Origin of the sequence: Phytopseudomonas daroniae, assembly GCF_004327275.1 — a bacterium.
Classification (GTDB): domain Bacteria; phylum Pseudomonadota; class Gammaproteobacteria; order Pseudomonadales; family Pseudomonadaceae; genus Aquipseudomonas; species Aquipseudomonas daroniae.
Map to the genome: position 1 here is coordinate 311,167 of NZ_QJUJ01000002.1, position 20,630 is coordinate 331,796.

General features: G+C 61.2%; 19 protein-coding genes and 1 tRNA gene. 11 read left to right on the forward strand and 9 right to left on the reverse strand.

Translation table 11 applies throughout. From position 1 onward, the window contains the following. Nucleotides 1-174: 174 nt before the first annotated feature. Nucleotides 175-1,500: an OprO/OprP family phosphate-selective porin gene (locus tag DNK10_RS06535; protein WP_131190967.1), complete on the forward strand. Its 1,326-nt coding sequence runs from the start codon at nucleotides 175-177 to the stop codon at nucleotides 1,498-1,500. 194 nt (nucleotides 1,501-1,694) lie between these two features. Beyond that, a complete protein-coding gene (locus DNK10_RS06540) occupies nucleotides 1,695-2,819 on the forward strand; it encodes a GNAT family N-acetyltransferase (RefSeq protein WP_131190968.1) in 1,125 nt (374 codons plus the stop codon). A gap of 57 nt (nucleotides 2,820-2,876) precedes the next feature. Here DNK10_RS06540 and DNK10_RS06545 read toward each other — a convergent pair whose 3' ends face one another. The 5 genes from DNK10_RS06545 to DNK10_RS06565 form a co-directional block, all read right to left on the reverse strand. Further along, nucleotides 2,877-3,140, reverse strand: a complete 264-nt coding sequence (locus tag DNK10_RS06545; protein WP_131178453.1) for a DUF2790 domain-containing protein — start codon at nucleotides 3,138-3,140, stop codon at nucleotides 2,877-2,879. 196 nt (nucleotides 3,141-3,336) lie between these two features. After that, nucleotides 3,337-5,172 carry an ABC transporter ATP-binding protein gene (locus DNK10_RS06550; RefSeq protein ID WP_131190969.1) on the reverse strand — a complete coding sequence of 612 codons (1,836 nt, stop codon included), beginning with the start codon at nucleotides 5,170-5,172 and terminating at the stop codon, nucleotides 3,337-3,339. A 158-nt stretch (nucleotides 5,173-5,330) separates the two neighbouring features. After that, nucleotides 5,331-5,885, reverse strand: a complete 555-nt coding sequence (locus tag DNK10_RS06555) for a peptidylprolyl isomerase (RefSeq protein ID WP_131178451.1) — start codon at nucleotides 5,883-5,885, stop codon at nucleotides 5,331-5,333. Nucleotides 5,886-5,896: 11 nt separating this feature from the next. After that, nucleotides 5,897-6,703, reverse strand: coding sequence for an alpha/beta fold hydrolase (locus DNK10_RS06560; RefSeq protein WP_131190970.1), 807 nt, complete (start codon nucleotides 6,701-6,703; stop codon nucleotides 5,897-5,899). A gap of 9 nt (nucleotides 6,704-6,712) precedes the next feature. Further along, on the reverse strand, nucleotides 6,713-7,639 hold the full coding sequence (locus DNK10_RS06565) for a LysR family transcriptional regulator (protein ID WP_131190971.1): 927 nt from the start codon (nucleotides 7,637-7,639) through the stop codon (nucleotides 6,713-6,715). A 76-nt stretch (nucleotides 7,640-7,715) separates the two neighbouring features. Between DNK10_RS06565 and DNK10_RS06570 the strand changes: the two genes are divergently transcribed. The 4 genes from DNK10_RS06570 (at nucleotide 7,716) to DNK10_RS06585 (ending at nucleotide 11,378) form a co-directional block, all read left to right on the forward strand. Then, nucleotides 7,716-8,030 carry a 3-phosphoglycerate kinase gene (locus DNK10_RS06570; RefSeq protein ID WP_131190972.1) on the forward strand — a complete coding sequence of 105 codons (315 nt, stop codon included), beginning with the start codon at nucleotides 7,716-7,718 and terminating at the stop codon, nucleotides 8,028-8,030. Between the two features lie 146 nt (nucleotides 8,031-8,176). After that, nucleotides 8,177-8,776, forward strand: coding sequence for an FMN-dependent NADH-azoreductase (locus tag DNK10_RS06575; protein WP_131178447.1), 600 nt, complete (start codon nucleotides 8,177-8,179; stop codon nucleotides 8,774-8,776). Between the two features lie 249 nt (nucleotides 8,777-9,025). Further along, entirely contained in the window at nucleotides 9,026-9,928 is a 903-nt protein-coding gene (gene rarD / locus DNK10_RS06580) for an EamA family transporter RarD (RefSeq protein ID WP_131178446.1), read from the forward strand. Nucleotides 9,929-10,025: 97 nt separating this feature from the next. Next, on the forward strand, nucleotides 10,026-11,378 hold the full coding sequence (locus DNK10_RS06585; RefSeq protein ID WP_131178445.1) for a DEAD/DEAH box helicase: 1,353 nt from the start codon (nucleotides 10,026-10,028) through the stop codon (nucleotides 11,376-11,378). Between the two features lie 53 nt (nucleotides 11,379-11,431). On the opposite strand, the gene DNK10_RS06590 is transcribed toward DNK10_RS06585, so the two are convergent. Both DNK10_RS06590 and DNK10_RS06595 read right to left on the reverse strand, forming a co-directional pair. Beyond that, nucleotides 11,432-11,728 carry a hypothetical protein gene (locus tag DNK10_RS06590; protein WP_131190973.1) on the reverse strand — a complete coding sequence of 99 codons (297 nt, stop codon included), beginning with the start codon at nucleotides 11,726-11,728 and terminating at the stop codon, nucleotides 11,432-11,434. An 84-nt stretch (nucleotides 11,729-11,812) separates the two neighbouring features. Then, entirely contained in the window at nucleotides 11,813-13,588 is a 1,776-nt protein-coding gene (locus DNK10_RS06595; protein ID WP_131190974.1) for a S8/S53 family peptidase, read from the reverse strand. 181 nt (nucleotides 13,589-13,769) lie between these two features. On the opposite strand from DNK10_RS06595, the gene DNK10_RS06600 reads away from it, so the two are divergent. Then, on the forward strand, nucleotides 13,770-14,177 hold the full coding sequence (locus DNK10_RS06600; RefSeq protein ID WP_131190975.1) for a transcriptional regulator: 408 nt from the start codon (nucleotides 13,770-13,772) through the stop codon (nucleotides 14,175-14,177). A gap of 163 nt (nucleotides 14,178-14,340) precedes the next feature. On the opposite strand, the gene DNK10_RS06605 is transcribed toward DNK10_RS06600, so the two are convergent. After that, a complete protein-coding gene (locus DNK10_RS06605) occupies nucleotides 14,341-16,557 on the reverse strand; it encodes an LTA synthase family protein (protein WP_131190976.1) in 2,217 nt (738 codons plus the stop codon). Between the two features lie 273 nt (nucleotides 16,558-16,830). Next, nucleotides 16,831-17,022, reverse strand: coding sequence for a hypothetical protein (locus DNK10_RS06610; RefSeq protein WP_207389951.1), 192 nt, complete (start codon nucleotides 17,020-17,022; stop codon nucleotides 16,831-16,833). Between the two features lie 167 nt (nucleotides 17,023-17,189). Here DNK10_RS06610 and DNK10_RS06615 point away from each other — a divergent pair, with 167 nt between their 5' ends. From DNK10_RS06615 to DNK10_RS06635, 4 genes are all read left to right on the forward strand, one after another. After that, nucleotides 17,190-18,029 carry a CvfB family protein gene (locus DNK10_RS06615; protein WP_131190977.1) on the forward strand — a complete coding sequence of 280 codons (840 nt, stop codon included), beginning with the start codon at nucleotides 17,190-17,192 and terminating at the stop codon, nucleotides 18,027-18,029. Nucleotides 18,030-18,101: 72 nt separating this feature from the next. Next, a tRNA-Thr gene (locus DNK10_RS06620) sits at nucleotides 18,102-18,177 on the forward strand. Between the two features lie 188 nt (nucleotides 18,178-18,365). Continuing rightward, a complete protein-coding gene (locus tag DNK10_RS06625) occupies nucleotides 18,366-19,565 on the forward strand; it encodes a tyrosine-type recombinase/integrase (protein ID WP_131190978.1) in 1,200 nt (399 codons plus the stop codon). 354 nt (nucleotides 19,566-19,919) lie between these two features. Further along, nucleotides 19,920-20,630: a hypothetical protein gene (locus DNK10_RS06635; RefSeq protein WP_131190980.1), complete on the forward strand. Its 711-nt coding sequence runs from the start codon at nucleotides 19,920-19,922 to the stop codon at nucleotides 20,628-20,630.

Genomic DNA, 20,630 nt, shown 5'->3' on the forward strand with positions numbered 1-20,630 from the left:
ACGAACCGCTCTGTCAAGCGGTTATGCGGATAGGAAGTAAAAAGTTCCGTTGTCATCAAATATTTATATATCGGCAACGGCGCTGAAATAACCGGCCGCGAAGATTCCCCCAGCACGAACGAGCCCAAGGCTCGGGTGTTTTTCAGCACTTAAGTTCAATTAGGGGAATTCTCGATGATCCGTAAGCACTTCGCCGGTTTCGCAGCCAGCGCCCTGGCTCTGGCCGTTTCCGCCCAGGCTTTCGCCGGTACCGTCACCACTGACGGCGCTGACATCGTAGTTAAAACCAAAGGTGGCCTGGAAGTCGCTACCACTGACAAAGCGTTCGGTTTCAAAGTCGGTGGCCGCCTGCAGGCTGACTACAGCTCGTTCGATGGCATCTATACCCGTAACGGCAACCGCGCCGATGCTGCCTACTTCCGTCGTGCCTTTCTGGAAATCTCCGGTGTTGCCTTCACCGATTGGGCCTACACCCTGAGCTACGATTTCTCGCACAACTCCGGCAGCTCGGATGATGGTTATTTCGACGAGGCTTCCATCGCCTATAACGGCTTCAAGCCGGTTTCCATCAAGGTCGGTCGTTTCGACCCCGAGTTCGGTCTGGAAAAAGCCACCAGCTCCAAGTGGGTTACCGCTCAAGAACGAAATGCCTTCTATGACGTGATCGACTGGGCCAACGGCCACCAGAATGGTCTGGGTATCCAGGCTTCCAGCACCATCGGTGACTCCGTGTATCTGTCCGGCGGCCTGTTCGCCAAAGACAACAACGACACCGACGGTGACAGCAACAAGCAGGTCAACCTGCGCGGTGTATTCGCTCCGCTGCACGAGGCAGGCAACGTTGTGCACCTGGGCGCCAACTTCGCTCGTCGTGATGTTTCCGACTCGGTCATCGACACCCGCTTCCGCAGCCGCCTGGGCATGCGTGGCGTTGAAACCACGGGTGGTAACGATGCCGGTGGCAACGGCAACCGCGTAGTGTTCGCCGGCGCGAACAGTACTGAAGCGGGCTCCTACGACGACGACACCGCACTGGGTCTGGAAGCGGCCTGGGCGATGGGCCCGCTGTCGATCCAGGGCGAGTACATGAAGCGCAAGCTGAAGGCTGATTCTTCCGCCTATCAGGACATCAAGGCTGACGGTTACTACGTGCAGGCTGCCTACACCCTGACCGGCGAATCCCGCGGTTACAGACTGGGCCGGTTCGATTCGATCAAGCCTGAGAACAAACAGATTGGTGCATGGGAAGTGTTCTATCGCTACGACAGCATCACTGTTGAAGACGACAACCTGGTTACCGCCAGCCTGACGCGTGACGTTGGCGATCTGGAAGCCAAGGTGCACAACCTGGGTGTCAACTGGTACGTCAACGAAGCAGTGAAAATCAGTGGCGTCTACGTCAAGGCCAGCACCGACAACGTCTACAACGCCACCGCTACTGCGCGTACTGGCGATGACAGCGGTGATGGCTTCGTAGTTCGCGCCCAATACGCGTTCTAAGCAAGACGTTTCAACGTGGTGCTCCTTTGAACCCCGCCTTGTGCGGGGTTTTTTACGGCCTGCCATCCCTGGCGGCCACCCTGCGGGCCGTAGCAAGCGACGTTAAAAATGGCTCCCGGCCATTTTTTATGGGCAATCGTATCTGCCCGGCGCTTGGCGATATAGTGTGCGCTGACTGCCCGCGGATATTGCCGATGCCTGTTTACAGCCTGCACGCCCTCAATGATCTCGACGCCGAAACCTGGGATGGCCTGCTGACGGGGCCGCAACCATTTCTGCGCCACGCCTTTCTTTGCGCGCTGGAAGACAGCGGTAGCGTAGGCGGGCGTTCGGGTTGGCAAGCGGCGCATCAGGTGCTGCTCGGTGCTGACGGCAAACCGCTGGCGGCGCTGCCGGCCTACGTCAAATACCATTCCTCCGGCGAGTACGTGTTCGATCACGGCTGGGCCGACGCCTGCCGCCGAGCCGGTATCGCCTATTACCCCAAGCTGTTGGGTGCCATTCCGTTTTCTCCGGTTACTGGCCAGCGCCTGCTGGGTACGGCCGAGGCGACGGGGCAGATGCTCGATGCGATTACCGCATCCCTTGAAGAGCAGGGCCTGTCCGGGTTGCATGTGAACTTCACCGATGCAGCCGGCAATGATGTCTTGCAGGGGCGCGATGGCTGGCTGCAGCGCCTGGGCTGTCAGTTCCACTGGCACAACCGGGGCTATCGGGATTTTCAGGATTTTCTCGACACCCTCAGCTCACGCAAGCGCAAGCAGATGCGCAAGGAGCGCGAACAGGTAGCGGGGCAGGGGATTGAGTTCGACTGGCGCGAAGGGCATCAGTTGAGCGAAGCGGAGTGGGATTTCGTCTACCACTGCTATGCCAACACCTACCATGTGCGCGGTCAGGCTCCTTATCTGACCCGCGCCTTCTTCAGCCTGTTGGCCGAGCGCATGCCCGAAGCCATACGCGTGGTGCTGGCCTGCCGCAGTGCACAGCCGGTGGCCATGGCGTTCAGCCTGAGCGGCGGTGACAGTCTTTATGGGCGTTACTGGGGCTGCCTGGCCGAGTTCGACCGGCTGCATTTCGAGACCTGTTTCTACCAGGGTATGGAGCAGGCGATTGCGCGGGGGCTACAGCGTTTCGATGCGGGGGCGCAGGGCGAGCACAAGTTGGTTCGTGGCTTCGAGCCGGTGATCACCCATTCCTGGCACTACCTGGTGCATGAAGGGCTGCGTGACGCGGTGGCGGGGTTTCTGCAGGAGGAGCGGGAGGGTGTCTTGGCCTACGCGCAACAAGCGCGAGAGATGTTGCCGTATCGGCAGGTTTGACCTGTTGCAGTGGCGCGCTGCGGTTGCCCGCAGCGCGCCAGCGCAGCACGCGACCGATTAGCCGTCGTAACGGCCGCCCCACTCGAGGAAACGCATCTTGTGGGTTTCGCCCTGGCTGTCGGTGTAGACCATGATCACCGGCACGACGCCGGTCTTGTCGGAGACGTCAGTGCGGTACAGCACTTTTTGCACATCGACTTTCATGCCGTAGTGATAGTCCTCGGTCGGCAGGCCGGCACCGGGTTTTGGCTGGATGTCGGCGGCGAACACGGCAGGAGCGAGACTGGAAAGCAGAGCGGTAACAGCGGTTGCGATTTTCATGGTGGAGTCCTCGATCATTCGATGACAGGCAGCCTGGCCGATCTGATCGGTGTCATTGCCTGGTAGGACTCATATGACCAGCAAAGCCGGCACCGCGGAAATTGATGCCTTTGTTAGTGGATATCACGAAAAATGATGATGTTAGTAAGCTAACTATTTAGTTGGCGAGCAGGCCGTGGGCGGAGCCCCATCGGCGTCAATCGACGCCGACGAAACCTCCCGTCTGGTGCTGCCACAGGCGAGCATAGAGGCCGCCGCGCTCGATCAGCTCGGCGTGGGTGCCGGTCTCGATCACCTGGCCCTTGTCGATCACCACCAGGCGATCCATGCGTGCGATGGTCGACAGTCGGTGGGCGATGGCGATCACCGTCTTGCCATCCATCAGGCTGTCGAGGCTTTCCTGAATCGCCGATTCGACCTCCGAATCCAGAGCCGAGGTGGCTTCGTCCATCACCAGTATCGGCGCGTCCTTGAGCAACACCCGGGCAATGGCGATGCGCTGGCGTTGGCCACCGGACAGCTTGACCCCGCGCTCGCCGACCTGCGCCTCGAAACCGAGCCCGCCCTGGCTGTCGTCCAGCGTGGTGATAAAGCCATCCGCGCGGGCCTTGCGCGCCGCGGCCCAGAGCTGATCGTCGCTAGCCTCGGGCTTGCCGTAGCGCAGGTTGTCGCGAATCGAGCGGTGCAGCAGGGAGGTGTCCTGAGTGACCACGCCAATGTTGGCGCGCAGGCTTTCCTGGCTGACGTCGGCGATGTCCTGGCCGTCGATGAGGATACGTCCGCTTTCCAGGTCATAGAGGCGCAGCAACAGATTGACCAGGGTCGACTTGCCGGCACCCGATGGGCCGACCAGGCCGATCTTCTCGCCGGGACGGATATCGATGGCCAGGCCGCTGATCACCCCGCCTTTCTTGCCGTAGTGGAAATGCACATCGTCGAAGCGTACGCCGCCTTGCCGTACCTGTAGCGGTTTGGCGTCTTCGCGGTCGAGCACGTGACGCGGCTGGACAATGGTCTGCATGCCATCCTGCACGGTGCCCACGTTCTCGAAGATGCCGTTGACCACCCACATGATCCACTCGGCCATGTTGTTGATGCGGATCACCAGGCCCAATGCCAGGGCGATGGCACCGGTGCTGATCAGCGCCTCGCTCCACAACCACAGCGCCAGGGCGCCAGTGCCGACGATCAGCAGGCCGTTGAGACAGGTGATGAGGAAATCCAGGCTGGTGATGGTGCGCGACTGCAGGCGGAATTTGTCGAGCAGCTCCTGCATGGCCTCGCGGGCGTAGGTTTCTTCCTCCCTGGAGTGAGCGAACAGCTTGAGCGTGGCGGCGTTGCTGTAGCCGTCGACCACCCGGCCCATGACCTTGGAGCGCGCGGCAGAGGCGGCCGCCGAGCGGGCCTTGATACGTGGCACGAAATACCAGAGGGCTGCGCTGTAGCCGATGATCCATAGCGATAACGGCACGATCAGGCGTACGTCGGCAGCGGCGAACAGGTACAGCGCGCTGCCGGCGTAGACCACCACGTGCCACAGTGCGTCGATCACTTGCATGGCCGAATCGCGCAGCGACGGGCCGGTCTGCATGACGCGCTGGGCGATGCGCCCGGCGAAATCGTTCTGGAAGAAATTCAGGCTCTGCTTGAGCACATAGCGGTGGTTCTGCCAGCGAACCAGATTGGTCAGCCCCGGATTGATCGCCTGGTGGGTGAGCAGGTTGTGCAGGCCGAACACGAAGGGCCGGATGATCAGTGCCACCAGCGCCATCCACAGCAGTTCGTTGCGGTGCTCGGCGAAGAATGTCCGCGCGTCGCTGGTCGCCTGAGCCATGTCGATCAACTGGCCGAGAAAGCTGAACAGCGCCACTTCGATCAGTGCCGCAAAAAAACCGATCACCAGCACGGCGATCATCAACGGCCAGACCTGCTTGAGGTAGTGGGCGTAGAACCGCAGCATGCCGTCGGGCGGCGCTACGTCTGGGCTTGGTTTGAAGACATCGATCAGATTTTCGAAACGGCGAAACAACATGGGGCGCAGTCTGCTCTGGCGGATGGGCGGGCGATTGGCTTCTTGCTACCAACAGGCGAGACCTGTCGGCTGGAATGCTGCCCGAGGGCATGAGCACGTGGGCTCAGAGGTGAACCCACGTGCTCTGGCACGCGGGTTACCCGGAGAGGGTAGCAGTATCAGAGACGCTTGGCGTCGAGAATCACCACCGGATCCAGCGGCACATTCTGCTGGCCGGCGCGGTTGCCCGTGCGCACCTGGGCGATACGGTCGACCACTTCCATGCCGCGGGTCACCTTGGCGAACACGGCATAGCCGAAGTCGCGCGAACCGTGGTCGAGGAAGGCGTTGTCGGTGTGGTTGATGAAGAACTGGCTGGTCGCCGAGTCGCGAGCCTGGGTGCGGGCCATGGCCAGCGTGCCGCGGACGTTGTGCAGGCCGTTGTCGGCTTCGTTCTTGATCGACGCGTTGGTGTTCTTCTGGCGCATGTTCTCGTCGAAACCGCCACCTTGCACCATGAAGCCCGGGATCACCCGATGGAACTGGGTGCCCTTGTAGAAGCCGCTGTCCACGTAGGCGAGGAAGTTCTTGGTGCTGATCGGTGCCTTCTGCTCATCGAGCTGGACTTCGATTTCACCCAGGCTGGTGGTCAGCAGCACCACCGGGTTTTCGGCGGCCATGAGCTGGGCGGTGAACAGCAGCGAGCAGGCAGTGAGGGCGAGTTTCTTCAGCATCGTGTCTAGTCCTAAGGTGAGGTGGCAGCAGTGTTTTCGACTTCATGTAGAAAGGCAAGCAGGCTGCGGTTGAAGTGTTCGGGCTGATCCAGCGGCGTAGCGTGGCGCGAATCGGCGATGATCAACAGGCGGGCGTTGGGCATCTCATCGACGTAAGCCTGTTTCTGCGCCACCGGGGTGTAGTCCCGGTCGGCGCTGATGACCAGGGTTGGACAGGTGATGCGGCTCAGGCGTTCACGCACGCCCCAGCCGATGATGGCATCGAGGCTGGCCAGGTAGGCGCGCTTGTCGTTGCGCGGCCAGCGCTCTTCGACCTTGCGCCGCAGCTCGGCCTGTTCGGGTTTGGGAAACAGCAGCCGGGCCAGGGCCTTTGCGATAGTGTCCAGGCTCAGCAGCCGCGATAGCGTCCAGCGTTTGGCGATTTCCAGGTAGTCCGACGGTTTCTTCGCCTTCACTTCCGGGCCACTGTTGACGATGGTCAGGCTGCGCAGCAGGTGCGGGCTGTCCACGCCAAGCTGGAAGCCGATCATGCCACCCATGGAAATGCCAACCAGGTGCACGGGCGCAAGCTTCAGGTGTTCGATCAATGCGGCGGCATCGCTGGCGAAATCGGCGATGCGGTAGCGCTGCCTCGGTTTGTCGGAACGCCCGTGACCGCGGACATCCAGCGCGATCACCCGGTACTGCGTCGCCAGTACGGGAATCTGCAGCTCCCAGTCCAGCGTGCTGGAACCCAGCCCGTGGATCAGCAGGACGGGCGTGCCCTGACCCTGCTCTTCATAGAAGAGCTTGCAACCGTGGTGATCGAAATAGGCCATGGATATAGCTCACGCGAGCGGTGCCGGGGAGGCGAAGGCGGCGTTCAATGGCGCCGCATCGAAGCGTTGAATCAGATCGGTGAGGATCTGCGTGGCCGGCCCCAGAGCTTTGTCCTTGCTGGCATAGAGAAAGAACACTGGGCTGCGGCTGCCTCCTTTATCCAGGGGCAGGGGCTTGAGCAGGCCGTCGCTCAGTTCACGCTCGATCATATGCCGCGGCAACCAGGCGAAGCCCAGGCCGTTGCCGACGAAGGTGGCGGCGGTGGCCAGGCTACCGACGGTCCAGCGCTGCTCGGCGCCGAGCCAGCCGACATCGCGGGGTTGATGGCGCCCGGAATCGCGAATCACCACCTGCATCTGGGTTTCCAGATCCTGGAAATTCAACTGCCGTTGCATGCGATGCAGGGCGTGATCGGGGTGGGCCACGGCGATGAACTCGACCGGGCTCATTTCCGAGCCGAGAAAGCCGGGAATGTTGTAGCCGCTGATCGCCAGGTCGGCGACGCCTTCCTTGAGCACTTCCTCGACGCCTGACAGTACTTCTTCGCGCAGGCGTACCCGGCAGCCACGGCTTTGCGGCATGAAGGCAGTGAGTGCGCGCACCAGACGGGCACTCGGGTAGGCGGCGTCGACCACCAGACGAACTTCGGCCTCCCAGCCCTGTTCCATGTGATGCGCCAGGTCTTCGAGCTGGCTGGCCTGCTTGACCAGTTGCCGGGAGCGGCGCAGCAGCACGTCGCCGGCTTCGGTGAGCACTGCCTTGCGCCCGTCGATGCGCAGCAGCGGCACGCCCAGTTGTTCCTGCATGCGCGCCACGGTATAGCTGACCGACGATTGCGAGCGGTGCAGCACCTCGGCGGCCTGGGCGAAGCCGCCATGGTCGACCACCGCTTGCAGGGTGCGCCACTGATCGAGGGTTACGCGTGGGGCCTTCATCTCATCTCCTTCACCAGTCCCTGTGCACAGGCAGGGTACTGGCCCTAAACTGACAGCCCACCGTTGGAGGCTGGACATGAAAAAACTCTGTTGTGCGCTGATCGCCTTGCTGCCACTGGCAGCGCAGGCCTATCCCATCGAGTTGGAGAAGCAGCTCAATGGTGCCGAAGTGTCGGCCAGCTCCCAGGAAATCGACCACAATATGGCGGCGGTGCTGGTGCAGAACTACGGCGAAACGGCTGCCTCCTGCAAAGCGGTATTTCGCAACGGCCCCGAAGCGCCGCGTACCCGCAGCGTGAACCTGGCGGCCGGGCAGAGCGGCAACCTGACGGTTAAATTCGCCCGCAGCATCATCCGCCTGCGTGTACAGCTCACCTGCGAGCCGCAGTAACCTGAAGCCCCGAGCAGCCTAGGGAGTGTTTCCAAACAAATCAACTTCGTCGATATTTAGCGGTGGATATTTACGCTTTATTATCGAACCTCGTGTATCTAGTCTCGCCTCCATCGTCTGACACCCGCCTATCGATGGAGCGACCCATGGCCCAGCTACTGGTGATTGAAAGCAGTGCGCGTCAGCATGGTTCGGTTTCACGACAACTGACCGAGCGCTTTCTGGCGCGCTGGTGCGAGGGGCGCCCGAGCGATCGTATCTGCCGTCGTGATCTGGGCGTCGAGCCGCTGCCCCATCTCGATGGCACCTTGCTCAACGCCTGGACGCAGCCTGCTGAAAGCCATGGCGCGGCCGAGTGTGCGGCGTTGCAGCGCGCCAATGGGCTGATCGACGAGCTACTGGCGGCCGACGTGCTGGTGCTGGCTGCGCCGATGTACAACTTCGCCATTCCCAGCACGCTCAAGGCCTGGTTCGATCATGTGCTGCGTGCCGGGGCGACCTTCCGTTACAGCGAAAACGGCCCCCAGGGCTTGCTGCATGGCAAGCGCGCTTTCGTGCTTACAGCCCGCGGTGGTATCTACGCGGGCGGCAGCCAGGATCATCAGGAGCCTTATCTGCGCCAGGTATTGGCCTTCATGGGCATCCACGACGTCACCTTCATTCATGCCGAGGGCCTCAACCTGGGAGCCGAATTCATGGCCAAGGGGCTGGAAGCCGCCGAGCTGCGCCTCACTCAGGTCATCTGACGCCAGTCTCCATTCGTACCCGGTGTTCCTGGGTGCGACTTTCCAGGGAATCGCCTCGCCGATTCCCTTTTTTGCCTGGGATTCAGGCGGACAGGAGCAGGTGATTGTTTGCCGTGCGCTGAACCGTTATGGTGCGCCGCCGTTCGCGCAACGGCGCTGACGTATCTGCCTGCGCCGTCTCGGCGTCGCCTTCTCAGGGCAACTGATAGGCTGAAAACGCGGCTGGCTTTCTTTCCTTCGAGGTGCGTGATGACGCTTTCCGGACGTGGTGTGGTGCTCTCTGTCAGCGCCTCGATCCTGTTCGCTCTGATCCCCGGCTACGTGCAGATGCTCACCCCGCTGGACGGTTGGCAGGTGTTCGCCCAGCGCGTGCTCTGGTCGGTTCCGGCGGTATTGCTGCTGGTTACCGTATTGCGTCAGTGGCCGGTGTTGCTCGCCGTGCTGCAGCGCCTGCGCAACGAGCCATTGCTGTTGGCCGCCTTGCCGCTTTCGGCCGCGCTGATTGGCGTGCAGTGGTTCCTGTTCGTGTGGGCACCGCTGACCGGGCACATGCTGGATGTTTCGCTGGGCTATTTCCTGTTGCCGCTGGCCATGGTGCTGGTCGGCAGGGTGTTCTATGGCGAGCGTCTGCGTCCCTTGCAGAAAATCGCAGTCGCCTGCGCCTTCGCCGGCGTGCTGCATGAGCTGTGGCGTTCCCAGGCATTTTCCTGGGTGACGCTGGTTACCGCACTGGGCTATCCGCCGTATTTCATGCTGCGCCGCTGGATGCGCCTGGATGCGCTGTCCGGCCTGATCCTGGAAATGCTGGTGCTGGCGCCCCTGGCCATCTGGCTGATCCTGCAGTGGGCGCCGGATGACGCGTTCGGCGAGTTTCCGCGACTGTGGTGGCTGGTGCCGGGCATGGCGCTGCTGGGCACCATCGCCCTGGCAGCGATGATGGCGTCGTCACGGTTACTGCCGTTGGGCCTGTTCGGCATCCTCAGTTACGTGGAGCCGGTGCTGCTGTTCATGGTCAGCCTGGTCTTCCTGGGCGAGCGGTTCGATTCCAGCCAGTTCCTCACCTACCTGCCGATCTGGCTGGCGGTGGTGCTGGTGGGCTGGGATAGCGGGCGTTTGCTGATCAAGCAACGGCGCATGCGCCCACCCATCTGACAGCTTTCAAACACCCAGGTGGAGAAAGCATTCGGCCCCAGGGCGCGAACGCGGTAACCTATACGGCTGATTTAACATTTGCATCGAGGTTTGCCCCGTGTTTGCCCAATTTGCCTTGCATGAACGCCTGCTCAAAGCCGTGGCCGAGCTTAATTTCGTCGAGCCGACTCCGGTGCAGGTGGCAGCGATTCCGCCTGCGCTGCAGGGCAAGGATCTGCGCGTAACCGCCCAGACCGGCAGCGGCAAGACCGCCGCCTTCGTGCTGCCGATGCTTCATCGCCTGCTCGGTGACGGTAATTCCAAGGCGCGCCTGAGCGTGCGTGCGCTGATCCTGCTGCCGACCCGCGAGCTGGCCCAGCAGACCCTCAAGGAAGTCGAGCGCTTCGCCCAGTACACCTTCCTCAAGGCCGGTCTGGTGACGGGCGGCGAAGACTTCAAGGTGCAGGCCGCCGTGTTGCGCAAGATCGACATCCTGATCGGTACCCCAGGCCGCCTGATCGAGCATGCCAACGCTGGCAACCTGCTGTTCGAAGACGTGGAAATGCTGGTGCTGGACGAAGCCGACCGTATGCTCGACATGGGCTTCGCCGAAGACGTGCAGCGTCTGGCGGAACTCTGTGGCAACGCGCATCAGACCCTGTTGTTCTCCGCCACCAGCGGCGGTGCCGGCCTGCGTGAAGTGGTCGCCAAGGTCTTGCGCGACCCGCTGCACCTGCAGCTCAACCGGGTCAGCGAATTGGCCGAGGGCACGCGCCAGCAGATCATCACCGCCGACCACAACTACCACAAGGAACAGTTGGTCGAGTGGCTGCTGAGCAATGAGACCTACGACAAGGCAATCATCTTCACCAACACCCGCGCCCAGGCCGACCGCCTGTACGGCAAGCTGGTGGCCAAGGAATTCAAGACCTTCGTACTGCACGGCGAGAAGGATCAGAAGGATCGCAAGCTGGCCATCGACCGCCTGCGTCAGGGCGCGGTGAAAGTGCTGGTGGCCACCGACGTGGCCGCCCGCGGCCTGGATGTCGACGGTCTGGATCTGGTGATCAACTTCGACATGCCACGCTCCGGTGACGATTACGTGCACCGCGTCGGGCGAACCGGCCGTGCCGGTAGCGAAGGGTTGGCGATCTCGCTGATCACCCATAGCGACTGGAACCTGATGTCGAGCATCGAGCGCTACCTCAAGCAGCGCTTCGAACGTCGCAGCATCAAGGAACTCAAGGGCAGCTATCAGGGGCCGAAGAATCTCAAGGCGTCCGGCAAGGCAGCCGGCCCCAAGAAGAAAAAGGTCGACCCGAAGACCGGCAAGAAGATCGCCAAGAAGCCAGCGGCGAAAACCCCGGCCAAACGCAATACGGTGAACAAGCCGAAGAGCGACGCACCGACCCTGGTCAGCCAGGACGGCCTGGCGCCACTCAAGCGCAAGACGCCTTCCACCGACGCCTGATCCGCTCGGGGTACCGGCAGGCGCGCTTCATGCCGCGACTGTCGGTGCCAGCCTCACTCCACCTGCTCCTCGACCTCGGCGCCGATCTCTTCGAGTTCGCGCAGACGCTGGTCGTACGCATCGCAATCGGTGCCGAGCTTCTCGGCTTCGGTCTGCGGTTCTGCTTCCTTGAGCTCCTGACGCAGCAACGCGGCCCGCTCGGGATCGCGCTGGGTGATTTCCTCGACCTTGGCCGCCAGCTCCTGTGCTTTGGCGGCGGCTTCGTCGGCAGTGCAGGCCTGCGCCTGGCCAACGCCGTAGAGGGCCAGGGCCAGGACCAGGCCGCAGAGTGGCGCGATATGCTTGATCATGCTCAATTCCTCACGCTTGGTACGGGCATGGCTGTGCGGTTGAGTGCCCGCTCAGCGTGAAGGTTCAGGCTTTTGCCCGACGTATCATCTCGCCCGATCCAGGCTTCTGACCGTCAGATCCAGTGCCTTCTGGATGTCCAGCCGAGCCGAGCGGCCGATGTCCTTGTCGTTCATGTTGAAATCGCGCTCGGACGGCAGAATGGGCGCGGTCAGGTCATCGGCATCGGCGGGCTCGAAGTCGAACTCCTCACCGATGGTCATGGCACTGCGGCGCAGCAGCATGCGCAATTGATCCGGATGCAGTTCGGGGTTGATCGACATCAGCGCCGCGACCACGCCGGCCACCAGTGGCGTGGCGTAGGAGGTGCCGCAATGCACGCTGCCCTGTCGGTTTTCATCGGCAGTGGAGGCGCGCACGCAGGCCGCTGCGGTGATGTCGACACGGGTGTCGACGTTCGAGGAACTGCGTGGGATAACGTAAGCCGGGTCGCTCACCGCCACGTCCTGGCGGTCGCTGCGCTGGTGGCCGCCGACCACGAACAACTGTTCGGTGATGAAGGAGGAGGGTAGGCGGTAATCGTCGGCACCGGAGTAGGACGCACCGTTGCCGGCGGAGTTGACCACCACCACATCCGGGTGTTCGCGGCGCAACCACAGGAAGAACTCTTCCAGCAGCTCCTCGTAACCGCTCATCGCCACGCCGGAGCGCACCAGCGAGTCGATCTCGTCGCCATGGATGTTCCTGGCGCCGACGCGGTGAATACCCCAGCTCCAGTTCAATACTCGCACGCCGTCTTCTACCAGGTTGACCGAGGCGGCGACGTTGGCGGTGATGCCGGCATCCGAATTGCGGTCGACGATCACCTCGAAGCCCGGGCCTGCGCCGTCCAGGCCACGCAGGAAGCCGGTGTTGCCGCCTTCATCCCAGCGTGCGGCGAGAATACCGGCAACGGTGGTGCCATGGCCGTCCGGTTTGTCGGCGTCGCGGCTGTACAGCCGCGTGTGGGGTGTATTGCCCTTGCGTTCGGCAGCGCCAAGGTAGTCCTTGAAGTCAGGGGCGTCGAAGTCGACCTCGCGTTCGATCAGCCCGATGCGCACGGGTTTGGTTTCGATGGGCGAACGCTTCGACGGAATGCGCCGTTGGTAGTAATTCACCGCATCGAGAAAACGGTTCGCCGTCCATTCCTCTTCGTCGAGATGATCATCCGCGGATTCGCCTGCAGGTGCTTCCTGTTCCTCGGCAGAGGATTCCTCGATCACCACGGCATCGACGCTCAGCTCGCTGCCCAGGCGCAGCACCAGGGCATCACGCTGGATCAGATCCTTGGCGGGCAGGCGCAACTGGAAGGTATTGAGCGGTGGAATCGCGCCGACCACTTCGGCACCGTATTTCTTCGCCAGCGCCTTGGCCGTATCGAGGCCCTGAGCGTCTTCCTCGATGACCACGCTGACCAGATCGATGTAGGTGTTCAGGCCATCCATGTTCCTGGCCACTTCACCGGGCTTGGCAGCCAATACATGGCTTCCCGCCATGGACAGCCATACCGGGTTACTGATGGCGTCGCCCTGTTGCAACCACAGCGGGCCGCTGCGGTAGCGGTCGTTGTCGAGGCTGATACGCAGGCCATCGCGCCTGTCGACTGCATTGGCGGGCAGTGGTTTGCCATCGAGCAGCACTTGCAGATCGCCGCTCGCCATGCCGCGTGTGTCCAGGCAGAAGGTCTGGCGCTGGCGATCCAGCATGTCTTCGCAGCGGTACAGATGCTTGAGCCGCAGCGGTTCGGCCGCCAGCACCGACGGTGCGACGGCCGCCAGGAGCAGAGCGCTGAGAACGGGGCGCAGCGGTGGCCGGCGGAGCATGGGTGAGTCCTTTGTGCGGGGGATTCGCCTCAGACTTGCGCCGTTTGCCCTTGGTTCAGGGCATGTTTTGGCAGATAGATAGGGCGAACCTTGCCAAGTGCAGCGGTTCACAACGTTATAGGCCCCTGTGGGCGCTGTGCCCGATATCCCATCGGGTGCCAGAGTGATGGGAGATGATGACATGACGACTCAGACCCAAACCCATAACTGGGATCTTATCGAGCGTATGTTGCACGAGGTGCAGAACAGCGCAGGCCAGGCGTTCGTGCCGCGCCGCTGCGCCGAGGAACTGGCCGAGGCGCTACAACAGGCCGGGCAGGATGTGCGCAATATCGACGGGCTCAAGGCGCAGGTCGATCAATACGAAGCCACGCTGCTCGGTGGCGGCTTCATCGAGCCACGCCCGGAAGCTGAGGGTGGCAACGGTGAAAACTACATTCTTACCCCGCGCGGCTCTCAACTGCTGAGCATGATCGACAGTACCTTCCCCGGCGAAGAGCATCCTCGTGAGGTGCTCGATCGGCACGGTCTGGATGTGTTGACGGCAGATGTGTTCGACGGCTTGGCCCCGCGGGAGGCGCTGGTCTGAGCACGCGTATCCGTCGCGCTGGCGCGTGAACCACGGCGCAGATGCAGGGTGTGCCTGCGCCTGGAGAGCGTGATGTGTTCCCGCCACCGCCTACTACCCGTGCGTGGCGAACATGCCGAGATCGAATGGCGTTACGCGATCTACTGAGCGCAGTGAGTGTGACTCACTGCGCCAGTTCGGCATTTTTTTTCTCTGCCTGAGCCGCCAGCAGTTCGGCTTCCATCGGCTGGGTCTCGACACTGAAATCGGTGATTTCGATGGAGCCTTTACCTTCACCCACCAGGTGGAAGGAAAACGCCTTGCGCGTGTCGAGGTTGTCGAACGCGAAGCTGAGCTCCAGCGGTTGACCTTCCTTCAGGAGCGGAATCTCCGGGATGTTGATCAGCACATCGCGGTCGAATTCCTTGGTCTTCAGGCGCAGCGTAGCGCCTGACTCCGCCATCTTCAGCGTATTGATCTTCAGGGTCACCGTTGTCTGCGTGCCCTTCGGCAGTTCCAGGTACTGGGCGCCAATCAGGTTGTCGGCCCAGTCGTCGCCCGGGGTGGTACGCAGGCGGATGCGCTCGTTACTGGCGAACTGCAGCAACTGATTGCCCTGACCATCGCTCAGGGAACGATCCAGCAACTCGGCACGCTGGCTCACCAGGCGTGCCGGCTTGCCGCTGACGCGGCCCAGATATTGCGCATGATCGGCAATGAACCCTGGGCTGGCATAGCGCCGACAGACCTGCTGGAAGTTGCATTCGGTGAGTGTGCCGTGGCCATCGTGCTCGCGCAGCAGGCCATTGGTGTAGGAAATGATCTCGCGGCCCTGGTGGTAGTCACGCAGCATCGAGCGGCCGGCGATGTCCGCCGGCAGCGGCAGGGCGAAGTAGTCGAGGATCGAAGCGGTCAGGTCGACGTGTCCGTAGACGCCTTCTTTGATCGACGGCAACTGAGCCTGCTCCGGAGCCAGCATCAGGTTGAAGCCCCAGGCCGATGCCAAGCGCACGTTCTCGATGCCGTGGGATTCGTCGGACGTCACCACCACCAGGGTATCGTCGAGCACGCGACGCTGCTCCAGCGCATCGAGGAACTCACCGATGGCGTCGTCGAGGTAAGCGATGGCTGCCTGTTTGGCGTTGGGGTAGCGGTCGAGGTAGTCGGTGGGGGCGGAGTAGGGCTGATGGGTGCCGACGGTCAGCAGGGTCAGCATCCAGGGCGCCTTCTGCTCGCGCAGGCCATCGACGTAGGTCAGCGCGCCTTCGAAGTAGGCTCGATCATCCATGCCCCAGGCGAAATCGAGGTAGGGCGTATTGCGGAACCAGTCGCGGCCCAGGGTCTTTTCGAAACCCATGCGCGGCATGATCTGATCCTTGGCCATGAAGCGCAGTCCGGCACCCTGCAGGAAATGCGTACTGAAGCCCTGTTCACGCAACTGAGCAGGCAGGCACTGGGCGCTGCGCTCGGCATTGGCCAGCAGCTCGATGCCTTTCGGTGTCCCCGAGGCGAGCTTGTCGTAGTCGCCGCAGAGCATTGCATAGAGCCCGCGGATGGTCTGGTGGCCGTGCAGTACGTAATCGCTGGTCAGCATGCCGCGCTCGGCCCATTGGCTCAGGCGCGGCATCGGGTCGGCTTGATAGCTGCTGCCGATGGCTCGGCGACTGGCGGCGATATAGGCGCCGGGAATGCCTTCCAGGGTGATGATCAATACATTGCGCGCGCGGCCGGGTTCGCTCAGCAGCGGAGTGCCATCCATGTCCAGCCGGGTCAGTCCGGTCACGTCTGGCGGGCTGTTCGGCTGGCCCTTGGTGAGCCAGTCCTCGAGGCCGAGTTGAGCGGCGCTGATGCCTTCGGCCAGCCATTTGTGCGGCAGGTTGAATTGCAGCCACTGATCCGCTTCGCTGGGGCTGCGGTACTGGTAGATGCCATGGGCGGCGAACAGGCCGAGCGGCAGCAGCAGCCAGGCTGGCGATGCTTTGCTGGCGCGGTGTTTGCGGCTGATGGCGAAGAGAATGAAAAATGCCAGGGAAACCGCGATAAGCCCGGCAGCCAGCCAGGGATGAGTGAGGCCGCCGCCCTGGGTCGAGTGGCTGATGAATTGCGCGTCGGTGAGGTAATGCAGATCCGTCGGCTCCGGCATGCGCCCCACGGCGCTGACCAATTCAACGGTACCGAGGTTGAGCGTCACCCAGCCCAGAATCAACGGAATACCCAGCAGCAGGCCACGGCGTTGTACCAACCACAGCAACAGGCTGCCGATGGCCAGATCCGAGAGATAACCGTAGGGATGCGACCAGCCCAGTGCGTAGCGGCTGATCAGGGGAAGCAGCATGAACAGGACAGCCAGCGCCGCCAGAGCACTGACGGGCCGCTGCAGCCAGGGGCTGAAAGAACGCACTTGTATTCCTCAAGCAATTGCCAGTGATCGACATGCCCGCTCGAGCTCTGTCATATCGGATGTATTGCGTGGCAAGCAGGTACGGCGCTGAGCCGGAAAACCGACCGCGCTGAAAGCGGACTGACATCATTCTGAAACATGCGTGTGCTCATCGCTAGCGACAAGCGGCGAAGATGAGAAAGATATCGTTCAAATCATTGCCCGGGCGGGCGAGGGGAAGGTTGCCGACCTGGCGCCCGGCATGCAGGCGCTGCAGGTCGATACAGACCGGTATTACTTCTTGGCGATAGTAATATGGCGGCTGGCTGGACCGTTGGTCTGGCCACTGACGCCTTTGGCGATCTCTTGGATCTTGCCACCGGACTTGAGAAACGCCGCTATCTGGGCGTTGATCGATTCGCTGGTTTCGACAGCTGGGGCGGGTTTAGCTTTGCTCTGGGATGCTTTGACGCGCATGACGGCCATTTAACCTACTCGGAGAATCAAGATGGCCGCCTATCTTACCACCTTGAGGCGCATCGCTGTTCACTCAATGACCAGTGGGCAGAAATTGCGCTGAACCAGGCTTGCACTACCGAGAATCCCGCAGGCGACTCGGGTAAACTGCCGGCCTGAAAATGAGGGTAGGCACCATGGCTGTTATCGGACGTATGAATTCCTTGCAGGTCGTCAAGCACACCGACTTCGGTCTGTACCTGGATGGCGGGGCGGATGGCGAGATCCTGCTGCCCAAGCGCTACATCCCCAAGGAGACGCCGAGCGAGGTGGAAGACTGGCTCAACGTGTTCGTCTACCTGGACAGCGAAGACAAGTTGATCGCCACCACCGAGAAACCCAAGGTACAAGTCGGCGAGTTCGCCAGCCTGAAAGTGGTCGACATCAATCGCGTTGGCCTGTTTCTGGACTGGGGGCTGCCCAAGGATCTGCTGCTGCCGCACTCCGAAGAGAAGCGCCCGCTGCAGATCGGCGATTACTGCGTGGTGCACGTGTTCGTCGACAAGCGCAGCCGCCGTATCACCGCGACCGCGCGGCTGGATCGCTACCTGGACAAAGTGCCGGCCACCTACAAGACCGGCGATGAAGTCGACCTGCTGGTGGTCGAGCCAACCGATATGGGCTTCAAGGCGATCATCAACGGCAAGCACTGGGGGCTGATCCACAAGAACGAAGTGATCGGCTTCATGCGTGGCGGCATCCGCCAGCCGGGTTTCATCAAGGACATGCGCGGCGATGGCAAGATCAGCCTCAGCCTGCAACCAATCGGTCAGCAAGCCGCAGACGGCCTCAGCGAGCAGATTCTCAGTCGCCTGCGCGAAAGCGGCGGCGTGCTGGAACTGAGCGACAAGAGCTCGCCCGAACGCATCAGCGCCATGTTCCGGGTCAGCAAGGGCAACTTCAAGAAAGCGATTGGCGGCCTGTACAAGCAGGGATTGATCCACATCCATGAAGACCGCATCGAACTGGTGGGATAACCGCGGTTACCGGGCGGCTGGCTAAAAAACGCTTGAGTGGTACGTGTTGCCTGCTAATAATGCGCGCGTCCCGCCGGTGTAGCTCAGTCGGTAGAGCAGCGCACTCGTAACGCGAAGGTCGCAGGTTCGATTCCTGTCTCCGGCACCAATACTAAGATTTTTCGGTTCTCGCTGGCACTGCATGAGACCGCAAAAAGCCTCTGAAAGCCCCGCTAAATGCGGGGCTTTCTGTTTTTTACGAGTCCCATCCGGTGCCAGGGAAATCATTCCAGACGCTTGCTTGATGAGCACCCATGCGAGTACCTTTTGAGGTTCAATAATCTATGGGTACTCGGGATGCCTTTGACTGTCCTTCAGGTGAAGAATGCTGCACCGCGCGACAAAGACTATGGTCTTGCTGATGGTGGTGGGTTGTTTCTCTGGATTCGTGCTGCAGGAGGTAAGTCTTGGCGCTTCCGGTTTCGTTTGGACGGCAAGCAGTCCCATATTTCACTAGGCACCATCGACAAGATAACGCTTGCCCAGGCTCGTCAGCTTGCCTCCGACGCTCGCCTGCTTGTGGCGCAAGGTAGGCATCCAGGGCTTGAGCGCAAGGCCGTACGAGCTCAAGCGGCAATGGATCGTGCTAGCACGTTCAAAATCCTTGCGATGGAGTGGCATCAACATAAAGCGCCGCGCTGGTCTGAAGGGTATGCCGGCGACGTTATGGAAGCCTTTGAGCTGGACATTTTCCCGCATGTTGGAAATTTTCCACTAACCGAGATCAAGCCTCTGCAGTGGTTGCACGTATTCCGTCGCATTGAGGCGAGAGGAGCGCTGGAAAAGCTGCGTAAGGTTCGTCAGCGCTGCCAGGAGGTGTACCGTTTTGCGATTGCCACTGGCCGGGCTGACTACAACCCTATTGCGGATATTGGCGGGGCGCTGCAGACCCCAACCTCAAGGCACTATCCCTTCCTACCCATTGCAGAGATACCAGAGCTCCTCCATAGCGTTCATGCCTGCCCAGGTCACGATGTGGTGAAGATCGCTACCCGCCTTTTGATCCTGACCGGGGTGCGTACGGCAGAGCTAAGAGGGGCGCCTTGGTCGGAGTTCGATCTCGATAAAGGGCTATGGTTGATCCCCGCAGGGCGCATGAAAATGCGTCGTGCTCATTTGATCCCTCTCTCCAAGCAATCCGTCGATGCATTGCGTGAGCTGGCGACCATTACAGGTGGCTACACACTGGCGTTTCCTGGGCGCAACGATCCGGCGAAGCCCATGAGCGAGGCCGCCATCAATCAGTTACTGAAGCGTGCCGGATATGACGGGCGAGCTACTGGGCATGGATTCCGTCACACGATGTCTACCACTCTGCACGAGCAGGGATACCCCAGCGAGTGGGTCGAGACCCAATTGGCGCATGTGGACAAGAACAGTATCCGTGGCACCTACAACCATGCTCAGTATCTGGATGGACGGCGCGGCATGCTTCAGTGGTATGCAGATCACCTAGACAGCCTGGCAAGAATCAAAAGTAAATCTGAGGCCGCTTGACGTTACGTAGTAACATTCATATATTTAAGTTACTGCGTAACGGAGCGTAACTATGGCGAAATCATCAGCACAGCGACAAGCCGAGTACCGCGCAAGGCGGGCTTTTGCAGGTTCGGACGGGAACGGCGAGCGGCGGATTAACACATGGGTATCCACCGCCTGCGCCCTTGGGCTAGAGCGCCTGGCAAGGCGTTACAGCGTAACTCAGCGGGAAATGCTAGAGCGGCTCATTGTTGCCGCTGACGAGGAGATCATCTCCTCGCTGAACATCGATAGTGAGAAGTGGCGGGATTACTTTAATGTTACGCGGTAACGATGCCATTCGACTTTTGATCAGATCAGCGGGAGATGAGCATGACTGATGAGCTGATTCGCTTATGTGACTTTGTTCCTAACCATTCCAAAACCCTTGGGCTTGACATCCGGGCGGCTGCGTACGATCTGCAGGAGCTCGTTCAACGGTTAATCGAGCATCACTACGTTCGCAATGGGCCGATAATACCGACGTCAGTCTGCTGGCTGGGTGGTGTGACAGACTCTCGTCAATCGACGAGGCGTTATGTAATCGATTTCGGAATGTTATCCAGCTACTTCAAGGCCTGGCTCCATTCCCCCGGCGAAGATGGGCCAGTTTTCCGGCCTGAGGTAGAGGGAGAGTTTAAGGACGTCCCGGCGCGTGCTATTTACTTCTCAAAATCTGGTTTGATCGAGTGGGTCGAGAGCGCAGGAGTTGAAATCCCCCAATTCCTGGAGGGCAGGCACTCTGGGGGGCGGGCACTAGAGGCGGCCGAAATTGAGGCCTTCCGCGCGAAGGAGCTGGCATACATCCAGCGTCTAACGCAGGGATTAGTAAACCTTCTTATCGAGGTCAACAAAGCGCATTGCGGGCCGCACCTCGGCAAAGAGGCGAACGATCAGGCAAAACGGGTCATACGCGCTGCGTCTCTGATCAACGTGGCGGACAGCGCATCAAAACGGCACGATGACATAATTCATCTCGCAGAAACAGCAGGTATACCCGACTTCCCCCGCAGCATCAAAACGATCAAAAAATATATGGCCTAG